Annotated in this window: 21 protein-coding genes; 8 read left to right on the top strand and 13 right to left on the bottom strand. The window is 65.3% G+C overall.

All coding sequences use genetic code 11. The annotated features are described in order from the left end of the window. Window positions 1-7: 7 nt before the first annotated feature. The 4 genes from ACWKV7_RS11545 to ACWKV7_RS11530 are packed head-to-tail and all read right to left on the bottom strand — an operon-like array spanning window position 8 to window position 4,228. Entirely contained in the window at window positions 8-1,648 is a 1,641-nt protein-coding gene (locus tag ACWKV7_RS11545; protein WP_483857813.1) for a methyl-accepting chemotaxis protein, read from the bottom strand. A 12-nt stretch (window positions 1,649-1,660) separates the two neighbouring features. After that, window positions 1,661-2,257: a chemotaxis protein CheW gene (locus ACWKV7_RS11540; protein WP_483857812.1), complete on the bottom strand. Its 597-nt coding sequence runs from the start codon at window positions 2,255-2,257 to the stop codon at window positions 1,661-1,663. After that, window positions 2,254-3,765, bottom strand: coding sequence for a CheR family methyltransferase (locus tag ACWKV7_RS11535; protein ID WP_483857811.1), 1,512 nt, complete (start codon window positions 3,763-3,765; stop codon window positions 2,254-2,256). Before ACWKV7_RS11535 ends, ACWKV7_RS11540 begins: the two co-directional genes overlap by 4 nt. Continuing rightward, window positions 3,752-4,228, bottom strand: a complete 477-nt coding sequence (locus tag ACWKV7_RS11530) for a chemotaxis protein CheW (RefSeq protein WP_483857810.1) — start codon at window positions 4,226-4,228, stop codon at window positions 3,752-3,754. The genes ACWKV7_RS11535 and ACWKV7_RS11530 overlap by 14 nt, the downstream gene beginning before the upstream one ends. 274 nt (window positions 4,229-4,502) lie before the next feature. On the opposite strand from ACWKV7_RS11530, the gene ACWKV7_RS11525 reads away from it, so the two are divergent. Then, entirely contained in the window at window positions 4,503-4,970 is a 468-nt protein-coding gene (locus ACWKV7_RS11525) for a copper chaperone PCu(A)C (RefSeq protein ID WP_483857809.1), read from the top strand. 87 nt (window positions 4,971-5,057) lie between these two features. Here the strand turns inward: ACWKV7_RS11525 and ACWKV7_RS11520 are convergent, their stop codons facing one another. Then, entirely contained in the window at window positions 5,058-5,687 is a 630-nt protein-coding gene (locus ACWKV7_RS11520; RefSeq protein WP_483857808.1) for a trimeric intracellular cation channel family protein, read from the bottom strand. Next, on the bottom strand, window positions 5,687-7,045 hold the full coding sequence (gene gorA, locus ACWKV7_RS11515) for a glutathione-disulfide reductase (protein WP_483857807.1): 1,359 nt from the start codon (window positions 7,043-7,045) through the stop codon (window positions 5,687-5,689). Before gorA ends, ACWKV7_RS11520 begins: the two co-directional genes overlap by 1 nt. A gap of 149 nt (window positions 7,046-7,194) precedes the next feature. Here gorA and ACWKV7_RS11510 point away from each other — a divergent pair, with 149 nt between their 5' ends. Together ACWKV7_RS11510 and ACWKV7_RS11505 are read left to right on the top strand one after the other, a co-directional pair. Beyond that, the gene (locus ACWKV7_RS11510) at window positions 7,195-9,057 is read left to right on the top strand and encodes a cation:proton antiporter (protein ID WP_483857806.1); all 1,863 of its coding nucleotides are present in this window, start codon (window positions 7,195-7,197) and stop codon (window positions 9,055-9,057) included. 25 nt (window positions 9,058-9,082) lie between these two features. Next, entirely contained in the window at window positions 9,083-9,505 is a 423-nt protein-coding gene (locus ACWKV7_RS11505; protein ID WP_483857805.1) for a VOC family protein, read from the top strand. A 141-nt stretch (window positions 9,506-9,646) separates the two neighbouring features. On the opposite strand, the gene galU is transcribed toward ACWKV7_RS11505, so the two are convergent. Both galU and ACWKV7_RS11495 read right to left on the bottom strand, forming a co-directional pair. Beyond that, the gene (gene galU / locus ACWKV7_RS11500) at window positions 9,647-10,486 is read right to left on the bottom strand and encodes a UTP--glucose-1-phosphate uridylyltransferase GalU (protein WP_483857804.1); all 840 of its coding nucleotides are present in this window, start codon (window positions 10,484-10,486) and stop codon (window positions 9,647-9,649) included. Between the two features lie 41 nt (window positions 10,487-10,527). Beyond that, on the bottom strand, window positions 10,528-11,889 hold the full coding sequence (locus ACWKV7_RS11495) for a UDP-glucose dehydrogenase family protein (protein WP_483857803.1): 1,362 nt from the start codon (window positions 11,887-11,889) through the stop codon (window positions 10,528-10,530). Between the two features lie 198 nt (window positions 11,890-12,087). On the opposite strand from ACWKV7_RS11495, the gene ACWKV7_RS11490 reads away from it, so the two are divergent. Together ACWKV7_RS11490 and ACWKV7_RS11485 are read left to right on the top strand one after the other, a co-directional pair. After that, window positions 12,088-13,110 carry a TerC/Alx family metal homeostasis membrane protein gene (locus ACWKV7_RS11490; protein ID WP_483857802.1) on the top strand — a complete coding sequence of 341 codons (1,023 nt, stop codon included), beginning with the start codon at window positions 12,088-12,090 and terminating at the stop codon, window positions 13,108-13,110. Further along, entirely contained in the window at window positions 13,094-13,279 is a 186-nt protein-coding gene (locus ACWKV7_RS11485; protein ID WP_483857801.1) for a hypothetical protein, read from the top strand. The genes ACWKV7_RS11490 and ACWKV7_RS11485 overlap by 17 nt, the downstream gene beginning before the upstream one ends. Window positions 13,280-13,339: 60 nt before the next feature. On the opposite strand, the gene ACWKV7_RS11480 is transcribed toward ACWKV7_RS11485, so the two are convergent. Further along, window positions 13,340-14,548: an acyl-CoA dehydrogenase gene (locus ACWKV7_RS11480; RefSeq protein WP_483857800.1), complete on the bottom strand. Its 1,209-nt coding sequence runs from the start codon at window positions 14,546-14,548 to the stop codon at window positions 13,340-13,342. A gap of 147 nt (window positions 14,549-14,695) precedes the next feature. On the opposite strand from ACWKV7_RS11480, the gene ACWKV7_RS11475 reads away from it, so the two are divergent. Further along, complete coding sequence (locus ACWKV7_RS11475; protein ID WP_483857799.1) at window positions 14,696-15,628, top strand: LysR family transcriptional regulator; 933 nt, start codon at window positions 14,696-14,698, stop codon at window positions 15,626-15,628. 6 nt (window positions 15,629-15,634) lie between these two features. On the opposite strand, the gene gntR is transcribed toward ACWKV7_RS11475, so the two are convergent. From gntR to ACWKV7_RS11455, 4 genes are all read right to left on the bottom strand, one after another. After that, the gene (gene gntR / locus ACWKV7_RS11470; protein WP_483857798.1) at window positions 15,635-16,654 is read right to left on the bottom strand and encodes an HTH-type transcriptional regulator GntR; all 1,020 of its coding nucleotides are present in this window, start codon (window positions 16,652-16,654) and stop codon (window positions 15,635-15,637) included. A gap of 97 nt (window positions 16,655-16,751) precedes the next feature. Then, the gene (locus ACWKV7_RS11465) at window positions 16,752-17,765 is read right to left on the bottom strand and encodes a TRAP transporter substrate-binding protein (protein WP_483857797.1); all 1,014 of its coding nucleotides are present in this window, start codon (window positions 17,763-17,765) and stop codon (window positions 16,752-16,754) included. Between the two features lie 34 nt (window positions 17,766-17,799). After that, window positions 17,800-19,077 (bottom strand): TRAP transporter large permease, encoded by a 1,278-nt coding sequence (locus ACWKV7_RS11460; RefSeq protein WP_483857796.1) that lies wholly within the window; start codon window positions 19,075-19,077, stop codon window positions 17,800-17,802. 47 nt (window positions 19,078-19,124) lie between these two features. Further along, window positions 19,125-20,252, bottom strand: a complete 1,128-nt coding sequence (locus tag ACWKV7_RS11455; protein ID WP_483857795.1) for a gluconokinase, GntK/IdnK-type — start codon at window positions 20,250-20,252, stop codon at window positions 19,125-19,127. Between the two features lie 528 nt (window positions 20,253-20,780). Here ACWKV7_RS11455 and ACWKV7_RS11450 point away from each other — a divergent pair. After that, a complete protein-coding gene (locus tag ACWKV7_RS11450; RefSeq protein WP_483857794.1) occupies window positions 20,781-21,554 on the top strand; it encodes an outer membrane lipoprotein-sorting protein in 774 nt (257 codons plus the stop codon). Window positions 21,555-21,556: 2 nt separating this feature from the next. Then, a complete protein-coding gene (locus ACWKV7_RS11445) occupies window positions 21,557-22,822 on the top strand; it encodes a hypothetical protein (protein WP_483857793.1) in 1,266 nt (421 codons plus the stop codon). Window positions 22,823-22,828: the final 6 nt, after the last annotated feature.

Genomic DNA, 22,828 nt, shown 5'->3' with positions numbered 1-22,828 from the left:
CTCCGCACTACAGTTTGAAGCGCCCGACCAAGCCCTTGAGCCTCAGGCCCAATTGATGGAGGTTGCGTGCCGCCTCGTCGACCTGGCGGCTGCCGCCGACGTTGTCCTGGCTGGCCTGCCGGATGCTTTCCATCGCGGCGGAAATCTGGTCCATGCCGATCCTCTGTTGCTCGCTGGTGGCGGCGATCTGCTCGGCCACTTCGCTGGATTCCTCGATGTTGCTGCTCAGGGTACGGATCGCCTCGCCGCTGCTCTGGGCCCGCTCGTAGCCTACGTCCACCGTCTTGCTGCCCTGCTCGGCCAGCAGTACCGCCTTGGTCATGGCTTTCTGGATTTCCCCGAGGATCGCCCGCACCTGGGCAGTGGCCTGCTTGGACTGATCGGCCAGGGCCTTGACCTCCTGGGCCACCACCGAGAACCCCTTGCCTGCTTCCCCGGCCTTGACCGCTTCGATGGAGGCATTCACCCCCAGCAGGTTGGACTGCTCGGCGAGATCGCCGACCGACGCGACGATCTCGCCGATGGCCTGGCTCTGCTCGCCCAGCCGCATGATGCTTTCCGCCACCGCCTGCATCTGCTCGCGAATCTGGCCCATGCCCTTGAGCGCCTCCTCCACCGCCTGGCGACCGCTCAAGGCCACCTGGCGGGTGCGCTCGGTGCTGACGGCCACGGCCTTGGACTTGCTGCCCGCCAGCACCGCGGTCTGCTTGACCTCCTCGACGGTGGTGGAGATCTCGCTGATGGCGGTCGCGGTCTCCTGCGTACTGGTGGCGACCTGGCTGGTGGCGGCAAGGATTTCCTCGCTGGAAGACGCCAGCACGGAAATGCCCTCGTTCATTTCCAGGACCAGGTCCCGCAGGTACTGGCTCATGTTGGCGAACGCCTGGTTCAGCCGGCCGACCTCGTCCCGCCGCGCGCTGGTGCCGACCTCGGCGGGAATCTCGCCGCGGCCGATCTGCTCGGCGCAGCTGGTCAGCCGCGCCAGCGGCGAGGCAATGTGCTGGCTCAGCAGCCAGGCCAGGCCGGCGCTGACGACGATCAGCGCCAAGGACAACAGGAAGAGCCGTTCGCGCTGGGACTCAAGCTGTTTCTCCGCGCGAGACAGCCCGAGCGCGATCTGTTCGTCGTTCATCTTCGCCAGTTGCAGGCCCAGGGCATGAATGCGCTCCACGCGCGCGGTCTGGATGCCCAGGATCAGCTCACGCGCTTCGTCCCGGCGGTCTTGGCGGATCATAGGCAGCACCTGCCCGTCGCGGGTCTGGGCATAGGCCGCCCGCTCGGCCTCCAGTTGTTCGAGCACCCTGCTCGCCGCCGAATCGTCGGCCATGTCGCCACGCAGTTCATCGAGCAACAGGCCGGCTTGCCGTGCGCGGCGCTGGATTTCTTCCTCCCGCGCATCCAGCCCGGCGCCGGCGTCCTGGTTCAGTGCCAGTACCAGTTCCACGCGCTGGGCACTGAGATTGACCAGCAACTCCTTGACGTTGGAAACCCGCGAGTAGCTTTGCTTGAACAACAGTTCCTCGGCATGCTGCAGCGCGAAGAAGCGTTCCTGGCTGTTGAACAGCAGAACGCCGAATCCGGCGATCAGCGCCGTGAACGCCAGGATCAGCTTGCTGCCGATGCCCATACCCAGTGTATTTCCGATCATGTGTCCCCGCCTTTAGTCTTCGTCCTTAACCCGCAAACTGGAGTCGCCCAGCAGTCGACCGCCATCCAATACCGTCCACTGGTCGGCAGTGACGCCGAGCAGGTAGGCGTCGCGAATGCCCGACAGGCTGGCCAGCTCGCCCTGAATCGCCTCCTGGCGGATACGCTTGACGCCCAGGACCCGGTCGACCAGCACGCCGAACTCCATCTCCGGGCTCTGCAAGATCGCCAGGAAGTTTTTGTCCGATAGCCCGCCGATCGGCAGCTCGAAGAGCACCCGCAGATCCAGCACCGAGACGATGTGTCCGCGCACGTTGACGATGCCCAGCACGTACGGCGGCGTGCCGGGCAAGGGCGTGAAGCGGGCCAGCGGCAGCACCTGCGTAACGTAGTGGCTCTCGATCGCATACACCTCCTCGCCCAGGGAAAACACCAAAAGCTCCAGCCAGCCATCCGGTTGCTCCTGCTCGACCGGGGCCGCCCATTGCCGGGTGCGCTGGGCAAGGCGCTCGTCCCGCTCCTGCTCGTCCACGGCGAAGCCGATGGCCAGGCGCTGCTCGAATGCCTGTAGCCGCTGATGGATAAGCGCCCAGCGCTCACTGTCGGTCATGCGCCCTCCTCGATCTGGCAGTGCTCGCACAGACGCAGCAGCTGTGAGCAGCTCATGCCGTCACCTAGCGGCACCGGGGCATCGCCCGGCTGCGCCTCCAGCAGCTGGCGGCAGATCTGCAGCGCCTTGGCGCCCGGACGCCGCTGGCCGAGACCGAGCAGCAAACGAGCACGCAGGAAATGTCCAAGGATGAATTCCGGTTCCAGATACAGCGCCCGCTGCACCGCAGCCAGCGCCGCCTTGCCGTCGTTACGCTGCTGGGCCAGCAGCGCCTGCAGCCAGTAGGCCGGCATCGCCACCGGATCAGCCGACAGTGCCCGCTGCAGCCACTGCTCGGCATCTTCGAGACGCTGCTGGTCAGCCCAGCTACGCGCCATCGCCAGGCAGGCTCGGTGTTGCTGCACACGATTCAGCCCCGGGCAGGCCAGGTAGTCCTGCAATGTCGCGCGGGCCCGCTCGGGCTGGCCGGCATCGCGCGCCTGCATGGCCTGCGCCCATAGGTTCTCGCGTCGATCCGGTGCCGGCTTCGGCTCCTCTACCAGGCCAGTGGTCCACCGGGTATAGCGCTCGGCGACACGCTGGTCGAAGGTGGCTGGCGAGCGCTCTGTCTCGCCGGCGATGGACGGCGCCGGAATGTCCCTGGGCAGTTCCCGACGGCGACCACCGGCCGGCACCGCATAGTTGCAGCCGGCCCAATAGCCGCTGAACCCGGACTGGGTGGCCAGGCCCGCCTCCACTGCGCTGAGCAGCAGAACCCCGTCCGGGCCCAGGCTGCCGAGCAGGCGTGCCAACGCGACCTCGGCCCGACGCTGGGAGAGATACATGAGCACGTTGCGGCAGAGGATCACGTCGGCATCCTGCAACAAAGGCGGCAACCGAGCGTCGGCCAGGTTGTAGGGCACGAAGCGAATACGTCCACGCCATTGGGGCCGTATCCGCCAGTGGCGTCCCTCTGCCTGGAAATACCGTCTACGGAAGGGCTCGTGGCTGCCGCGAAAGGAGTTGCCGCCATACAGGCCTTGCTCGGCCCGGGCGAGGAAGTGCTCATTGATGTCGCTGGCCACCAGTTCCACGCACCACTGCTGGCGGTCCGCGCCAATCAACTCGTCGACCAGGAACAACAGCCCGTAGGCCTCTTCGCCGGTGCAACAGCCGGCGCTCCACAGTCGCAGCCGCAAGTCGCCGGCGCGGCGCCGCCGCGCCAGCAGCGGGACCAGGTGATTGGCCGCCAGCCAGTCGAAGGCGTCTGCGTCGCGGCGAAAGTAGGTCTCGCCGACGCTGAAACCCGGCAACAACTCCTGAACCAAGGGTGCGTTCCAGTCGGCGAACGCCAGGGTCTCTAGCCAGCTGCCCAGGTCATCCACCTGGCGGTCACGGGCCAGCGCCTTCAACCGCCGCAGCAGATCGGCGCTGCGAGCACCGGAAAAGTCCATGCCCAGATGCTGGTGGATCTTGCGGATCAGCACCTCACGCACCCGTGACGAACACAGCGCTTCAGCCTTGCTCATCGGCTTCTCCCTGTCGCTGCAGCGCGGCGTCCAGGCTGCTTTCGTCGGCATCGGACAGCACCTGCTCGACATCCTGGATCAGCAGCATGCCGTCGGCGGTGCGCAACACGCCATGTAATAGCTCGGAGGGTAGGCGCGGGTCGCGGGCGGCGGAAAAGTCTTCCGCCGCGCAGGTGCGCACCGGCTCGACGCTGTCCACCGGCACGACCAGTTCACGCGTGCTGGTTTTCAGCCAGAGATAGGGTTGCCAGAGGGATGCCGCAGGCACCGGCCATCCGAAGCGACGCCCCAGATCGACCACCGGAAGGATCTTGCCCTGTACGTTCACCAGACCGCGCACGGTCGCCGGCGCTCCAGGCAAGGGCGTACTCAGCAAAGCCGGCAGTACTCGAACGGCATGCTCGAGCGCTACTGCGAAGTGCTGCCCGGCCAACCGGAAAGGCAGCACGATGTATCTATCCATAGATGTGTCCCTATTGCCACGCGCTCCACCTCAATTGTTTACCGTAGTTCAGCGGCGTCCGGCGTCCAGTGCCAAACAGGCCAGGGTGAGCGCTAGAAGCGAATAAACTCGGCAGCACCGGTGTCGGCCGAGCGGCCCTGGAGTTTGGACTCTGTCCGTGGGGGGCTGTTCGTGGCCGTGCGTCACGCAATCTGCGCCCATGAGCCGCATGCCAGGCGAAGCGAGCGCATGCTAAGGTGCGCCCTGTCGTCAACCTTACAAGGAACGCAAGAAGATGCGGGTTCACCTACTGGCCGCAGCAGCCTTGACGCTGTTTTGCAGCACCTCCTTCGCCCACGACTACCAGCTTGCCGAACTGCACATAGCCCATCCGTGGTCCCGTGCGTTGCCGCCCAACGCGCCGGCCGGCGCGGCCTATTTCACCGTGAACAACACCGGCCCCCAGGACGACCGCCTGCTCGGCGCGCAGACGCCGCTGGCGGAAAAGGCTGAGTTGCACACCCACGTGCACAAGGGCGAATTGATGCAGATGCAGAAGATCGACTCGCTGAGCATTCCGGCCGGCGGCAAGGTCACCTTCGCCCCCGGCGGCCATCACGTCATGCTGTTCGGTCTGAAAAAGCCGTTGGTGGCCGGCGAGCGCTTCCCGCTGACTCTGGAGTTCGAGAAGTCCGGCACGCTGGAGGTCGAGGTGGCCGTCGAGGAAAACGCGCCGCCGGCCGACGAACATGCCCACCACTGAGTCGGCACGGCACTGCCGGGGTCGTCAACGTCTCATGTGATACCCAGGAGCCGGTACGCCGTACCGGCCCCTCCTTTTACGGCAGCCTCACTCCCGGTCGAGCAGGTGGAACTGCGGCAGCGCCAGGTGCCAGCGAATCGCAGCCAGCCGCATCATCAGCACCACCAGCATCGACAACCCGGTATCCAGCCAGTAAGGCGTGCCCAGCTCGCGCAGGCCGATGAAGACCAGCGACCCGGCAATGCAGGCGGTGGCGTAGATTTCCTTCTTGAAGATCAGCGGGATCTCGTTGCAGATCACGTCGCGCATGACGCCCCCGGCAACGCCGGTCATCACCCCCATGATCACCGCCGTGCTGACCGGCACCTCGTTGCGCAGCGCCACCTCGGTGCCGATCACGGTGAACACCGCCAGGCCGAAGGCATCGGCCAGCAACAGACCGCTTTCGTGGATCGGCCGGGTCATGCGCACCCACGCCACGGTGCCCACCGCCGCTAGCGAGGCCACCAGGATGTAGGTGTCGTCGCGAATCCAGCTGACCGGGTGGTTGTCGAGGATCAGGTCGCGCAGCGTGCCGCCGCCCAGCGCCGTGACCACCGCGATGACCAGCACGCCGAACAGGTCCATCGACTTGCGCCCCGCCATCAGCGCGCCGGTGATGGCGAACACGGCGACGCCGAACAGGTCGCACAGGTAGAACAGCTGTTCGAGTTTCATCAAGTGGCCATCGACGTGCGCATGGTGACGAACTCTTCGGCGGCGGTCGGGTGAATACCCAGGGTCTCGTCGAAGACCTGCTTGGTGGCACCGGCCTTGAGCGCCACGGCCAGGCCCTGGATGATCTCCCCGGCATCCGGGCCGACCATGTGGCAGCCGAGCACGCGGTCGGTATCGGCGTCCACCACCAGCTTCATCAGCGAGCGTTCGAGGTTCTCCGTCAGGCTCAGCTTCATCGGCCGGAAGCGGCTTTCGTAGATCGCCAGCGTGTGGCCGGCCGCTCGCGCGTCCTCCTCGGTCATGCCCACGGTGGCGACGTTCGGCAGGCTGAACATGGCGGTGGGAATCTGCCGGTAGTCCACCGGCCGGTACTGTTCGGGCTTGAACAGCCGACGGGCCACCGCCATGCCTTCGGCCAGCGCCACTGGCGTCAGCTGCACCCGACCGGTGACATCGCCGATGGCCAGGATCGACGGCACACTGCTGCGATACAGTTCGTCCACTTCGATGGAGCCGTCCTTGCCCAGCTTGAGATCGACATTCTCCAGGCCCAGGTTGTCCAGCATCGGCCGCCGCCCGGTGGCATAGAACACGCAGTCGGTTTCCAGCACCCGGCCGTCCTTGAGGGTGGCCCTCAGGGTGCCGTCGGCTTGCTTGTCGATGCGACCGATATCGCTGTTGAATTGCAGGTCCATGCCTTTCTTCAGCAATTCGTCGCGCAGGTGCTCGCGCACGGAGCGGTCGAAGCCGCGCAGGAACAGGTCGCGCCGATACAACAGCGACAACTCGACACCCATGCCGTGGAAGATCGAGGCGAACTCGACGGCAATATAGCCGCCGCCGACCACCAGCATGCGCTTGGGCAGCGCCTTGAGGTAGAACGCTTCGTTGGAACTGATGGCATGCTCGCGGCCGGGAATATCGGGAATCTGCGGCCAGCCGCCGGTGGCGATGAGGATGTGCTCGGCACTGAAGCGCTGGCCATCGACTTCTACCGTGTGGGCATCGCAAAGACGCGCATGGCCTTCCAGCAGCTTCACGCCGCTGTCGATCAAAAGGTGCCGGTAGATGTCGTTGAGGCGCTGGATCTCGCGGTCCTTGTTGGCGATCAGCGTCGGCCAGTCGAAGCGCTCGCCTTCCAGGCTCCAGCCGTAACCCCGGGCGTCGTGCAGTTCTTCGGCATAGTGGGCGCCGTAGACCAGCAGCTTCTTCGGCACGCAGCCGACGTTGACGCAGGTGCCCCCCAGGTAGCGGCTTTCCGCCACCGCCACCCTGGCGCCGAAGCCGGCGGAAAAGCGCGCGGCCCGGACCCCGCCGGAACCGGCACCGATCACGAATAGGTCGAAGTCGTAAGTCATGGGATGATCTCCTGAGCAGGCCGCCAGCATACCGCAAGAAACGCGTTTTTCCGGACGGCGTCCTGATGACCGCGACCACGCCGCGCCCGATCCGCTATAACTGACGTGGCGCCGCTCCGAACCTCGCCTGGCCTTCCGAAGGAGAATCCGTGCCCCATTCGCTACTCGCCGTGCTCGTCCTGATACCCGTTCTCGGTCTTTCCGCCCAGTGGCTGGCCTGGCGCTTCCGCCTTCCGGCCATCGTTCTGCTGGCGCTGACCGGACTGCTGATCGGTCCCGGCCTGGGGCTGCTCGACCCGGAGGCGCAGTTCGGCGAACTGCTCACTCCGCTGATCAAGGTCGCGGTAGCGCTGATCCTGTTCGAGGGCGGCCTGTCTCTGCGCCTGCATGAGTTCCGCGAGGCATCCAGCGGCGTGCGCCGGCTGGTGTTTCCGGCGGTGCCGCTGGCCTTCCTGATCTACAGCCTGGCGGCGCGTTTCATCGGCGGGCTGGAATGGCCGGTGGCCCTGGTATTCGCCGCCATCATCGTGGTCAGCGGGCCGACGGTGATCATTCCTTTGCTGCGCCAGGCGCGGCTGAAACGGCGCACCGCATCCTTCCTGAAATGGGAAGGCATCATCAACGACCCCATCGGCGCGCTGCTAGCGGTGCTGGTGTTCCAGTACTTCCTGTTTACCGGCCAGGGCCTGCCGTGGACGGTGATCGTCGGCAACCTGGCGTTCGGCCTGGTGGTCGCCGTGCTGCTGGCCGCCGCCGCGGCCGGCCTGATCTACCTGAGCTTCAGCCGCGGCCTGGTGCCCGAGTACCTGAAAACGCCGATTGCCCTGACCCTGGCCCTGGTGGTCTACGGCCTGGCCGACCTTGCCCTGGACGAAGCCGGGCTGCTGGCGGCGACGCTGTTCGGCATCGCCGTCGGCAACCTGCCGCTGCCGAGCATCGATGAGATCCGACGCTTCAAGGAAAGCATCGGCGTGCTGCTGGTGTCCGGCGTGTTTCTGCTGCTGACCGCGTCCATCCAGCCGGGCGACGTGGCCACGCTGTCCTGGCAGAGCGCGGCGCTGATCGCCTTCGTGGTATTCCTCGGCCGCCCGCTGGCGATCTACCTGGCGACCCTGGGCAGCGACATGAGCCGCGCCGAGCGCGCCTTCGTCGGCTGGATCTCCCCGCGCGGCATCGTCGCCGCCGCGGTCGGCGGGGTCTTCGGCACGGAGCTGGTCGAACTCGGCCATGCCCAGGCGGCGATGCTGGAGCCGCTGATCTTCCTGCTGATCTTCACCACCGTGCTGCTGCACGGCTTCAGCCTGCCGCCGCTGGCCCGCCGCCTGGGCCTTTCCAGCACCCGACAGAACGGCCTGCTGATCATCGGCGCCAGCCCGTGGACCATGGAACTGGCCAAGGCCTTGAAAACCCAGGAGATACCCGTAGTGATCGCCGATGCCTCCTGGCACCGCCTGCGGGGGGTTCGCCTGAGCGGACTGCGCTACTTCTTCGGCCAGGTGCTGTCGGAGCGCGGCGAGGAGGCGCTGGACCTGTCAGATATCGGCTACGTGTTGGCGGCCACCGACAACGACGCCTACAACGCCCTGGTATGCAGCCATTTCGGCCATGAGTTCGGGCGCAGCCACGTTTTCCAACTGCCCAGCGGCGAACCGCAAAGCCAGGGGCGCCTGCTGCGCCAGCTGGGCGGCAATCCGGTGTTCGGCTCGGAGCAGATCTACGAAGCCCTGCAATCCCAGTATTACCGCGGCTGGCGTTTGCAGAAGACGCGCTTCAGCGAGAAGTTCACCCATGAGCAATACAAGGCGCAAAGCGCCCAGCGCGGCGGCTTCGACATCCTGCTGATTCGTACCGATGGCAGCCTGGTATTTCGCGGGCTCAAGAGCGAGCTGGAGGCGCGGGCCGGCGATGTGCTGCTGCGCTATCAGCCGGATGCCGGCGAAGAGCAACCGGAGGCACAGCCCGCCGAGGCGAAAAAGACGGAGCAATCGGCGGCGAAACCCGGCCTAAGCTGAAACGACGCCGCGACAGGAGCCCGCCATGCGCCCGATCCTCACCCACATCGCCCTGCACGTCCCGGACCTCGACGCCTGCATCGACTTCTACCGCCATTACTGTGGCATGAAGGTCATTCACGAACGCGCGGGCAAGGGCTCGCGCATCGTCTGGATGGCCGAACCCGGCAAGGAGCACGCGTTCATCTTCGTCATGATGCCCGGCGGCAACGATCGCCACCTGGCGGCGGACGACTACAGCCACTTCGGCTTCGCCCTGGAGAGCCGCGAACAGGTCGACGCCATCGCCCGCCAGGCCGATGCCGCCGGTTGCCTGGTCTGGCCCCCGCGCGACGAGCCCTACCCGGTGGGCTACTACTGCGGCCTGCGCGACCCGGCGGGCAACTATGTCGAATTCAGCTACGGTCAGCCCCTGGGGCCGGGTTCGGAGCAGATGCCGATTCCGTGAGGGTCGCTGGCCGTGGTGGCAGGATTGACGATGGGTTGTTGGGCTTCGCTTCGCTCAACACCAACCTACGAACTGGGGCACCGAGCGCGTCTGTAGGTTGGGTTGAGGAACGAAGCCCAACGATGCGGACCGTCCCGCCTGTCAGAACGCCTTGCCCGGCTTGTAGAAGTTCTCGAAGCAGAAGTTGGTGGCCTCGATGTAACCCTCGGCACCGCCGCAGTCGAAGCGCTGGCCCTTGAACTTGTAGGCCAGCACGCAGCCGTCCTGGGCCTGCTTCATCAGCGCGTCGGTGATCTGGATTTCGCCACCCTTGCCCGGCTCGGTCTGCTCGATCAGCTCGAAAATGTCCGGGGTGAGAATATAGCGGCCGATGATCGCCAGATTGGACGGCGCGTCTTCCGGCTTGGGCTTCTCCACCATGGTGTTCACCCGGAAGATGTCGTCGCGGATCATCTCGCCGGCGATCACCCCGTACTTGTGGGTTTCGCTCGGCGGGACTTCCTGGATGGCGATGATCGAGCAGCGGAACTGGTTATACAGCTTGACCATCTGGGTCAGCACGCCGTCGCCTTCGAGGTTGATGCACAGGTCGTCGGCCAGCACCACGGCGAACGGCTCGTCGCCAATCAGCGGGCGGCCGCTGAGAATGGCGTGGCCCAGGCCCTTCATTTCCACCTGGCGGGTGTAGGAGAAGCTGCATTCGTCGATCAGCCGGCGAATGCCGACGAGGTATTTTTCCTTGTCGGTGTTGCGGATCTGGTGCTCCAGCTCGTAGCTGATATCGAAATGGTCTTCCAGGGCACGCTTGCCGCGCCCGGTAACGATGGCGATCTGCGAGAGCCCCGCCTGCAAGGCCTCTTCGACGCCGTACTGGATCAACGGCTTGTTCACCACCGGCAGCATTTCCTTGGGCATGGCCTTGGTGGCTGGCAGAAAGCGGGTGCCGTAACCGGCGGCAGGAAACAGGCATTTCTTGATCATGGGAATCCTTCGCGAGTGCCAAAAAAATGCAACTGCCGCGATCAGGCGGCAGTTGCCTTGCTCATTCCGACCCGTGGACGTCCGATGCCCTGGTAGATGAACCCCAGTTCCGCTAGTTGAGCCGGTTCGTATAGGTTACGACCGTCGAACAAAACCGCGGTTCGCATCGCCGCACGGACGCGCAGAAAGTCCGGCTGGCGGAACTGCTTCCATTCGGTCAGCAGTACCAGCGCATCGGCATTTTCCACGGCGGCATAGGGTGACTCGCAAAGGTGTAACTGTCCATGCTCGATTGCATTTTGATAGCGCAGCGCGACTCCGGCGTTGGCCACCGGATCATGGGCCCGCACCCGCGCGCCGGCGGCCAGCAGCGCATCCAGCAGCACCAGGCTCGGTGCCTCGCGCAGATCGTCGGTCCCGGGTTTGAAGGCCAACCCCCAGAGCGCCACTACCCGGCCTTGCAGGTGCCCGCCGAAATACTCGCGCAGGTTCTGGAACAGCTGGGTCTTCTGCAGCGCATTGCGCGCTTCCACCGCGCGCAGGATGCCCGGTTCGATGCCTTCCAGTTCGGCACTGCGGATCAGCGCGCGCACGTCTTTCGGAAAGCAGGAGCCACCGTAGCCGCAGCCGGCATAGATGAAATGGGTGCCGATGCGACTGTCGCTGCCGATGCCGCGGCGTACATCCTCGATATCCACGCCCAGGCGCCCGCACAGGCCGGCCATTTCGTTCATGAAGGAGATTTTGGTGGCGAGAAAGGCGTTGGCGGCGTACTTGCTGAACTCGGCGGCACGCACCCCCATGCTCAGCACTCGTTCGTGGTTGCGCAAGAACGGCGCGTAGAGACGGCGCAGTTGCTCGGTGCTCTGCGGTTCGTCGCAGCCGATGATGACGCGGTCCGGGCGCATGAAGTCGTCCACCGCCGAGCCTTCCTTGAGGAACTCCGGGTTGCTCGCCACTCTGATTTTCCAGCGTTTGCCGCGGGCTGCCAGGCGCGCATCGATGCGCTGCGCGACCCGCTCGGCGGTGCCCACCGGCACGGTCGACTTGTTCACCACCAGGCAGGCCTGGTGCAGGCTGTCGCCTAGCTGGTCGGCCACCGCCAGCACATGGGTCAGGTCGGCCGAACCGTCCTCGCCGGCAGGCGTGCCCACGGCAATGAAGACGATGTCCGCCCGCTGGATGCCCTGCTCCAGGCTATCGGTGAAGCTCAACTGGCCGCTGGCCAATTGTGCTTTCAACAGCGGCTGCAGCCCCGGTTCGTAGATCGGCAGCTCCCCGCGGGAAAGCCGGCCGACCCGCAGCGCATCGCGCTCGACACAGACCACCCGGTTGCCCATTTCGGCAAAACAGGCTGCCGCCACCAGCCCCACATACCCCGCTCCGATCACGCACAGTCGCATAGTGCCGCCTCCCTTTGTCCTGGGGGCGATTGTAAGGAAGTGGCATGGCAGCCGCCTGACCGCGGCATGAATACTTGGTGACGGGCCGGTTGGCGCAAACGCCCGCCACGCACTAGCCTTTGCCACATGCGGCGCCGGGCCCCGCTGGCGATGGCCTGTCATCGCGATGTCGGCGACCGTCGACTGCTCAGGTGGGCCGTGGATACTCTGGAAACCTTCTTCAACACCCCCTTCCTCGGTACCGCCAGTTGGTTCTGGCTGGCATTCCTCGGCATCGTGCTCGGCCTGCTGATTCTCGATCTCGGCGTGCTGCATCGGGACCGGCACGAGATCGAGATGCGCGAAAGCCTGCTGCTCTATAGCGGCTATTTCAGTGCCGGCCTCGCATTCGGCGGCTGGGTCTGGTGGCAGGCGGGCCCGGCCAAGGCGCTGGAGTTCTACACGGGCTTGCTGGTGGAACAGTCGTTGTCGATGGACAACGTGTTCGTCATGGCCATGGTGTTCACCTACCTCGGCATCCCTCGCCGCCACCAGCATCGCGTGCTGTTCTGGGGCATTCTCGGGGTAGTGGTGCTGCGGGCGCTGATGATCGGCCTGGGCGCCGCGCTGGTGCAGCGCTTCGAGTGGGTGCTCTACCTGTTCGGCGCCTTCCTGCTGCTGACTGGCATCAAGATGCTGCGCAACCGCGCCGAGCACCATCCGGACCTGTCGCAACATGCCCTGCTGCGCTTTCTGCGTCGCCACCTGCGGCTGACCGATGAGCTCTATGAAGGACGCTTCCTGGTGCGCCTGCCGCTCGCCGCCGGCGGCAGGCCGGTGCTGCACGCCACCCCGCTGCTGCTCGCCCTGGTGCTGATCGAGCTGTGCGACCTGCTGTTTGCCGTGGATAGCGTGCCTGCGGTGTTCGCCATCACCCTCGACCCCTTCATCGTCTATACCTCGAACATCTTCGCCATCCTCGGCCTGCGTGCCTTGTATTTCGCCCTCGCCGCCCTGCTGCACCGCTTCATCTATCTGAAGTACGCCCTGGCGCTGGTGCTGATCTTCATCGGTGGCAAGATTTTGCTGCACGACTGGATCGGCCAGGTTCCCGCTTGGCTGTCTCTTGGCGTAACCTGTGGCCTATTGGGTGGCGGCGTAGTGCTTTCCCTGATCAAGACCCGCAATGCCGAGGCCCCGCCCGACCTGGAAGAGGAGCATACGGATGGAAGTGCGCATTGAAGCCCTGGAGCAACACGGACGGCCGCTCTGGCAGGTCCGCCTGGGCCGGCGCGGTATGACCTTCCATGAGGAGCTGGCGGCGCGCACCTTCGCCGCGCAGCTACACCAGCGCCTGCTCTGGCTGAGCCAGCAGGCCCAGCAGTCCGAGGACGACCGCCAGCCGCGCTGAACGAACGCCCCGAACGCAAAGGCCCGCCAAATGGCGGGCCTTTGCATTTGCCGCGGCAGCTCAGCGCTGCATGTATTTGCCGATCTCGAACTTGCCGATGGCCGCGCGATGGACTTCGTCCGGACCGTCGGCCAGACGCAGGGTGCGCTGCATGGCGTACCAGTAGGCCAGCGGGAAGTCGCCGGATACCCCGGCGCCACCGTGGATCTGGATGGCCCGGTCGATCACCCGCAGGGCGACGTTGGGCGCCACGACCTTGATCTGGGCGATCTCGCTGGCGGCGATCTTGTTGCCGACGGTATCCATCATGTAAGCCGCGTTCAGCGTCAGCAGGCGCGCCATGTTGATTTCCATGCGCGACTCGGCGATGTGGTCCAGGTTGGCGCCCAGGCGGGCCAGCGGCTTGCCGAAGGCGGTGCGGCTGGTGGCGCGCTGGCACATCAGTTTCAGCGCGCGCTCGGCCATGCCGACGGAGCGCATGCAGTGGTGAATGCGACCTGGGCCGAGACGACCCTGGGCGATCTCGAAACCGCGACCCTCGCCGAGAATCACGTTTTCGTACGGCACGCGCACGTTCTCCAGCAGCACTTCGGCGTGGCCGTGGGGAGCGTCGTCATAGCCGAACACCGGCAGCGGGCGCAGGATTTTCACCCCCGGAGCATCCAGCGGCACCAGGATCATCGAGTGCTGCTGATGGCGAGGCGCGTCGGGGTTGGTCAGGCCCATGAAGATCATGATTTTGCAACGCGGATCGCAGGCGCCGGAGGTCCACCACTTGCGACCGTTGATCACCCACTCGTCGCCCTCGCGCACGGCGCGGGCTTCCATGTTGGTGGCGTCGGACGAAGCCACGCCCGGCTCGGTCATGCCGAAGGCGGAGCGGATCTCGCCGCGCAGCAGCGGCTCCAGCCAGGTGCGCTTCTGCTCCTCGGAGCCGTAGCGCACCAGCACTTCCATGTTGCCGGTGTCCGGCGCGGAGCAGTTGAACGGTTCCGCGCCGATCAACGAGCTGCCCATGATTTCCGCCAGCGGCGCGTATTCCAGGTTGGTCAACCCGGCGCCCAGTTCCGACTCGGGCAGGAACAGGTTCCACAGCCCCTCGGCTTTGGCCTTGGCCTTCAGTTCCTCCATGATCGCCGTGGGCTGCCAGCGGTCGCCTTCGGCCACCTGGCGGTCGAACACCTCTTCGGCGGGATAGACGTAGGCCTCCATGAACGCGGTAACGCGTTCACGCAGTTCTTGAACCTTGGGGGAATAGGCGAAATCCATGGGAGCTACCTTCTGGCGAGGAAATTAAGGACTGGTAAGGATGCTAGAACAGGGATTAAGATTTATCTAACCTATTTTCAGCATCTATAAACATTCATAAGTCATATATGCCCCACTGATACGGCCAGGCCAGGAGAGCGCTCGAACATGAATCTGAACAAGGTCGACCTGAATCTGTTTATCGTCTTCGACGCCATCTATACCGAGGCCAACCTGACCCGCGCCGGACAGATCGTCGGCATCACCCAGCCCGCCGTCTCCAACGCCCTCGCCCGCTTGCGCGAGACCTTCAACGACCCGCTGTTCGTGCGCACCGCCCAGGGCATGGTGCCGACGCCGATGGCGCAGAACATCATCGGCCCGGTGCGCAACGCCCTGCAGTTGCTGCGGGTGTCGGTGCAGGAAAGCCGGACCTTCAACCCGCAGCAGGCGAACAAGACCTACCGTATCAGCATGACCGACCTCACCGAGGCGGTGCTGCTGCCGCCCCTGTTCCAGCGCCTGCGTCGGCTGGCCCCGGCGGTGCAGATCGAGAGCCTGCTGGCACGTCGACGCGATACCACCAAGGAACTGGCAGCCGGCCGCCTGGATTTCGCCGTCGACGCGCCGCTCAATACCGACCCGCAGGTGCGCCACGTCAAGCTGCTGGAGGACCGCTACGTCTGCGCCATGCGCAAGGGCCATCCGCTGGCGAAGGACAAGCTCAGCTTCGACGAATACATGGCGCTGACCCACATCCACATCTCCAGCCGCCGTAGCGGCCTCGGGCTGGTCGACCTGGCGCTGGGCAAGATGGGCATCCAGCGCAAGATTGCCCTGCGCTCGCAGCACTACCTGATGGCCACTCTGGTGTTGCAGCAGACCGACATGGCGATGACCGTGCCGGAGCGTTTCGCCCGCCGCCACGACTTGCACTACGTCGACCTGCCGGTGAACGACATGCAGCCGCTGGAGACCCACATCTATTGGCACGAAAGCACCGACCAGGACCCGGCCAACCGCTGGATGCGCGAGCAGCTGATCGAAATCGCCCAGCACGTCTCGGCCCAGGAAAGAAAGCTCGACAAGGCGGCCGAATAGCCGGTCTCAGGCGCTGTCCCGCAGCACCAGTTCGAAGCCGACGTCGATGCAGCGCTGCTCCGGCTGCTCGCCGTGCATCAGCGTCAGCAGCATCTGCGCCGCCAATTGGCCGATGCGACCACGGGTGGTGCGCACGGTGGTGAGGGCCGGGTGCACCCAAGCCGCGGCCGGCAGGTCGTTGAAGCCGGCGATGGCCAGGCGTCCGGGCACCGCCAGATCGAGCTGGCGCGCGCGGAACAGCGCGCCCAGGGCCAGATCATCGTTGTTGAAGAACACCGCGTCGATGTCCGCATGCTGCGCAAGCAACCGATCCAGCAGGTTGGCGCCGAGACCGATGGACGACAGCTCCGGGGTGAGCAGCTCCAGCTGCGGGTCGTAGCGGCCATGGGCGCGCAGGGCCCGACGGTAGCCCTCCGCGCGCTGCAAGGTGCGCGGGTCGAGCTGCGCGGCGGCGAAGGCGATGCGGCGATAGCCGCGCTCGATCAGCGCCTCGGTCATCGCCGCACCGGCATCCTGCTGGGAAAAGCCCACGCAGTAATCATCTTCCGCGTCGCTCAACTCCATCATGGTGACGATGGGCCCCCGGCAACCGCCCAGGATTTCCCGCGCCGCATCGCTGCGCTCGAAGCCGGTCAGCAGCAGCCCGGCGGGTTGGTGGGCCAGATAAGAGCGCAGCAGGCGTTCGTCTTCTTCCGGCCGGTAGTGGCTGACGCCGATCATCATCTCGAATCCCGCCGGCATCAGTACCCGCTGGATGGCTTCCACGGTATCGACGAACACCGAGTTGGACAGCGACGGAATCACCACCGCCACCAGGTTCGACTTCGAACTGGCCAACGCCCGCGCCGCCGGGTGCGGTACATAGCCGAGGGCCTTGGCGGCCTTCATCACCTGCTCGCGCAGCGCATCGGACACCCGCTCCGGTTGCGACAGGGCCCGTGAGGCGGACATCAGCGAGCAACCGGCGGCCTGGGCCACATCGGCCAGGGTGACGCGATCGGCGGAGCGGCGGCGGCGTTGAGTCATGGCGGTTCCATTGGCAAAGAGCCAGCGATTAGCAAAAGGCCAGCGATTCTATCAGCGCGGGCCGCCGCCGGAAGCAGCGCCTCACACCCCGGCCCGGTTATCGCGCAGCCTTTTCCGCCTCGGCCTGTACCTGCTCGAACAGTTCCGGCCCGACGGTATCGACCACCTGCCGGATCGCCGGCTGGGCCTGCTGGCGCATGCGCGCCACTTCATCGGCACCGATTTCGTTGACCTGCATGCCTTGCTCCTTCAACTGCGCCAGCGCCTTGGCGGCTTCCGCGCGGGTGTCCTGGCGCTCGAAGTCGCGGGCCTTCTTCGCCGCCTCCAGCAGAATATCCTGCTCGGTCTGCGACAGACCGTCCCACCAGCGCTTGGAGGCGGTGACGATCCACGGGCTGTACACGTGGTTGGTCACGGTCAGGTACTTCTGCACCTCGTAGAACTTCGAGGAGAGAATGGTATTGAACGGGTTCTCCTGTCCGTCCACCGCCTTGGTTTCCAGGGCGGTGAACAGCTCGGAGAACGGCAGCGGCACGGCGTTGGCGCCCATCAGCTTGAAGGTTTCCAGGAATACCGGGTTGGGCATGACGCGCAACTTAATGCCGGAAAAGTCTTCCAGCCTGTTGATCGGTCGCACGTTGTTGGTCATGTTGCGGAAGCCGTTCTCCCAGTAGACCAGGCCCACGAGCCCCTTCTCTTCCAGCTTGTCCATTACCTTGCGGCCGACCGGGCCGTCGAGCACGGCGTCGGCCTGCTGGGCGCTGTCGAACAGGAACGGTGTGTCCCACACCGCCATTTCCTTGGTGATGCCGACCAGGGTCGCGGTGGAGCCGACCATCATTTCCTGGGCGCCACCGATCAGCGCGTTCTGCATCTGGTCATCCGATCCCAGGCTGGCAGCGCCGAATGGGCGCATCTTCAGCTTGCCGCCGGAGGCCTTGGCCACTTCCTCGGCGAACACCTTGGCCGCCCGGCCCTGGTTGCTGTTTTCGTTGAGGCCGTAGCCGAAGCGGATCAGTCGCGGACGAATGTCATCGGCCCGCGCGGCGAAGCTGGCCAGGGGACCGAGCAGCAGGGCTGCGGCAATGGCGGCAATCAGGGGACGTCTCATGGGGCAGTACCTTTTGTTGTTGTGGAAGAAGAAATCAGCGCAGCCAGGCCAGTGGCACCGTGACGATCTGCGGAAAAACGATCAGCAACACCACGATGGCGAGATAGATCAGGAAGAACGGCATCACGCCGCGCACCAGTACCTCCATGCGCAACCTGCCGATGCCGCCGACCACATTGAGCACGGTACCCACCGGAGGCGTGATCAGACCGATGGAACCGATCAGTACGAACATCACGCCGAAGTACACCGGGTCTACCCCGGCCTTGGCGGCGATGGGCGCCAGTACCGGCGCCAGGATCAGGATGGTCGGTGTCAGGTCGAGCACCATGCCGACGGCGATCATCAGCAGCATGATGGCCAATACCAGCAACTGCGGGTGCCGGGCCAGTGGGCCGAGCATCGCGCCGATCTCGTCCGGCAGCGCGGCCAGGGTCACCATGTAGGCCGAGACGGTGGCCGCGGCGCAGAGGAACATCACCGACGCGGTGGTGCGGCTGGCGCGGGTCAGGGTTTCCATCAGGGTCGGCCAGTCCAGCTCGCGGTAGAGCAAGGTGGAGACCGCCAGTGCGTAGACCGCCGCCACCACTGCCGCTTCGGTGGGTGTGAACAGGCCGAAGCGCAGTCCGCCAACGATGATCACCGGCAGCATCAGCGCAGCGATGCCGTCCACCAGCGCTCGGCGGCGCTCGGCGGCGCTGGCCTTGGCCGGCGTCGGTTCAGTGAAGCCGCGGGATAGCAGGGTCCAGGCGACGATCAGCCCGGCGCCCATGATCAGCCCCGGCACCAGGCCGGCCATGAACAACTGGCTGATCGAGGTGTTGGTCACCACGCCATAGATCACGAAGGGCATCGACGGCGGAATGATCGGCGCGATGATGCCGCCGGCCGCCACCAGCCCCGACGACGAATGCAGCGGATAACCGCGCTGGCGCATCATCGGCAGCAGCAAGGTGGCCAGCGCCGCGGTGTCGGCCAGGGCCGAGCCGGACATGCTTGCCAGCAGCACCGCCGCGGCGATGGCCACATAGCCCAGGCCGCCGCGCAGGTGGCCGAAGTAGGCCTGGGCCATCGCGATGATGCGCCGCGAGATGCCACCGGCATTCATCAACTCTCCGGCCAGGATGAAGAACGGCACGGCCAGCAGCGGAAAGCTGTCGGCGCCGGCCAGCAGGTTCTGGGCAAGCAGCTGCACATCCCAGAAGTCCAGGTACCACATCAGCACCACGCCAGTGAGGATCAGCGCGAAGGCGATGGGCATGCCGAAGGCCATGAAGCCCAGCAAGGAAGAAAGAAACACGACGACGCTCATCGGCGGGTCCTCGGCGGGCAGTGCCCGATCTTGTTATTGGGCCCGCATCAGTCGGCGGTCACATTGCTCAGCGGGGCGCTCAATGCGCGTTGGCGGCGCCAGACATTGAGCAGCTGTAACAGCGCCAGCAGCACCAGCACGGCCATGCAGGCGAGGATCGGCACCATCGCCAACACCACCGGGTAGCCGACCACGGTGCTGCTGTTGCCCCAGCCGAACTGCACCTGCCGCCAGGCGCCCAGGCCGGCCAGTGCACTGGCTCCGGCGACCAGCAGCCAGCTGATGGAGTCGACCAGGCGACGCGCGGCACGGGGAAAGCGGTCACGGATCATCGAGAAGCGCATCAGCTCGCCGCGGCGCATGCTCGATGCCACGCCGACGAACACCAACCAGACGAAGGCCAGCCGCGACAGCTCCTCGACACCCGCCCAGCCAGTACCGAAGACGTAACGCAGCACCACGTTGCTGAATACCGCCACCACCATCAACGCCATCAGCAGCGCCATCATGCCGTCGGTGAGCCGGTCGAACAGTCGCGCGACCCGCCCGGCATAGATCGGCTCGGCGGTGAGCCGCACCTGGTTAGCGCTATCATTCGGCTGCGCAGAAAAATCCTCCTGCGCTTCGAGGCCCTGCTCCGGCCCGCGCCTGACCCACTCGCACACCTGCGCCACCACCGCGTCGCGACGTTGCGCGGCGTTGACGACCAGGACATGGGGCTCATCGACGGGCGATTCGAGGGTGGCGAACTGGCTGTTCACCAGCGAAACCGGCATGAAGTGGCCGGGCCTGGCACCGACCCGCTGCATGGCGATGGCCTGGTCGATCTCCAGGTGGGCGAACTGCAGGCCCGGTAGCGCAGCCCGCAGACGCTCGCGATAGCTGCGCTTGAGCGCCGAACAGGCGAGCACGAAGCCTTCGCCGGCCGCCTGGGCGTCGAGCATTTCGCGGATCAGGGCATCCAGCCAATGGATGCGGTCCTCGTCGCTCAGCGCGATGCCGGCGCGCATGCGCTCGACATTCTCGGCAGGGTGAAAACGGTCGGCCTCGATGGGCCGCCAGCCGAGTTCGGCGGCCACGGCCTGGCTGATCTCCGTCTTGCCGCAACCGCTCACACCCATCACCACCAGGGTGCGGCGGGCGGCTGCGCAGGAGGCAGTATTCATGTTCTGCATGCGGGCTCCACGGGTGCCCTGGATGGGCACCGTTCTCTTGTTTGGCCGGATGGTAGCGCTACCAAAACTGTTCGACAACCCTGCTGTCGCGCTCTCGTCCGTCGAGGCCGAACGCTGTCGGGCGTCCGGATGTGCAGGCCAGAGCGCATCCAGCGGAAAATTTTTTTGCTGGAGATTGGGAAGAAATGGCGAGACCAGTTGGCCTGCAAAACCACGACCGCGTCACACACCCAAAGCAACGCCAAGGCACGCGGGACTAAGCCTGCATACAGATGTTCATATGCAAATAAACGAACATTTTCGACTAGAAACATGTTCGATAACGAATAGTCCCAATCGGAAACGAACGGTCACCCACCTTTGGATGGGGTAACTGGATCGTCATATAAGCTGATACTTTTGGTAACCAATAGAGCAGCGGAATACCATGGCATAAGCCAAGACTATTACCGCCGTCGACTGCCGACCCCCTCGCCTGCCACCCGAATCCACTCACCTGCAACTCCGGCCTAGCCGGGTGGAGCCTCTATGCGCCTGTATCTTTCGTTGCTGCTTTCCGCCCTTTTCCTGTTCTCCCTGAACGCCAAGGGACAAACTGCCGAACAGGTGGCGGAACGCGCGGATGCCAGCCAAAGAGGCTATCTAGACGCCCAGATGCGGCTTGAGATGATCCTCGTCAGCCCCAGCGGAGAAACCGCCAGCCGCATCCTGCAGGTACGTAGCCGGGAGGCCGGGCCGACCTTCGACCAGACCCTGATGAGCTTCGAAACCCCACGCGACCTGGCCGGTTCCGGATTGCTCTCCTACAACCACGCCGACGGTGAAGACGAACAGTGGCTTTATCTGCCGACTGTGAAGCGCATCAAACAGATCGGAGCGCGCAACAAATCGGGGCCGTTCATGGCGTCCGAGTTCGCTTTCGAAGATATAGTCACTCCGTTCTGGCAAAAGTTTCGCTATCAGTCACTGACCGAAGAAACGCTCGACGGGCTCGACTGCTTCGTCATCGAACGCACACCCAAGGATCGCTACTCCGGCTACTCGCGCCAGCGCGTGTGGATCGACAAGGAGTACTACCTGGTCCGCCGCATCGAGTACTTCGACCGCCGCAATGAGCTGTTGAAGACCTACGCCGCCAGCGACTTCGAACTGCACGACGGCAAGCACTGGCGCCCGGCGCAGATGCTCATGGTCAACCGGCAGACCGGCAAGCAGACCCGCCTGCTGTGGAGCGAGCACCGCTTCGGCACCGGCCTCGCCGAACGCGACTTCAGCCAGAACGCCCTGCTGCGGGTGCGCTGAACATGCTGCGAACGCTGCTACCCCTGCTCGCCCTGCTGCCCAGCCTACCGCTGGCAGCCGTGGAGCAGCGCCATGAACTGGGCCTGGAGCTATGGGGTTACGCCGAACCCGGCGCCCAGGGCCAGTCTCGGGACGACCTCTCCGTCAGCCTGCGCAGCGAGTTCTGGCACGGGCTGGACAATGGTCGCGACAGCTTCGTGCTGACCCCGTTCCTGCGCTACGACGCCCGCGACGACGAGCGCAGCCACGCCGACCTGCGCGAGGCCAGTTGGAACCACCTGGGCGATGGCTTCGAACTACGCAGCGGCATTCGCCAGGTGTTCTGGGGCGTGACCGAAGGCGTGCACCTGGTGGACATCGTCAACCAGACCGACCAGGTGGAAAGCCTCGACGGCGAACAGAAGCTCGGCCAGCCGATGATCAACCTGGCGCTGGAAGACGGCGCGCAGATGCTCGACCTGTTCCTGCTGCTCGGCGCCCGTGAGCGCAGCTACCCCGGCGAGGACGGACGCCTGCGCCTGCCGCTGGCGGTGGACGACGACCTGGCCCGCTACGAGTCGTCCCGCGAGAACCGTCGCCTCGACCTGGCTGCACGCTGGCAGCTCAACCTGCCCTCACTGCGCCTCGGCCTCAGCGGCTTCTCCGGCACCGCCCGCGAGCCAGAACTGCGCCCGGTAATCGATCCCGCCAAGCTGGTATTCGACAATGGCCAGCTCAGCGGCTTCGCCCCCGGCTACCAGCCGGTTCTGGAGCCCTACTACCCGCTGATCAACCAGCTCGGCCTGGACCTGCAGGTCACCCAGGGCGACCTGCTGTGGAAGCTCGAAGCCATCCAGCGCAACGGCGGTACGCAGAACTACAGCGCAGCCGACGCCGGCCTGGAATACACCCAGGTCGGCGCCTTCGGCAGCCCGGTGGATATCGGCTGGTTGGTGGAATACCTGCACGACAGCCGCGGCGAGCGCGCCACCACGCCGTTCGAACACGACCTGCTGCTGGGCTGGCGCTTCGCCTTCAACGACACCGCCGGCAGCACCCTGCTGACCAGCCTGATTCTCGACCGCGACACCCACGAGCGGCTGTTCAGCATCGAGGCCCAGCACCGCCTGAGCGACGAACTGCTGCTGGAACTGGAGCTGCGCGCCTTCGCCGGTGGCGGACGCCCACAGAGCGCCGAGGAGTTCCTGCGCGAACCCGATAGCCACCACAAATTGCGCCCGTTGCTGCAGGACGACTTCCTGCGCGCCGAGCTGAGCTGGTTTTTCTGACGAGGG

The organism is Zestomonas ipomoeae, assembly GCF_057128665.1.
The sequence above is the reverse complement of the archived record's forward strand: the minus strand, read 5'-3'. Positions and strand labels throughout refer to the sequence as shown.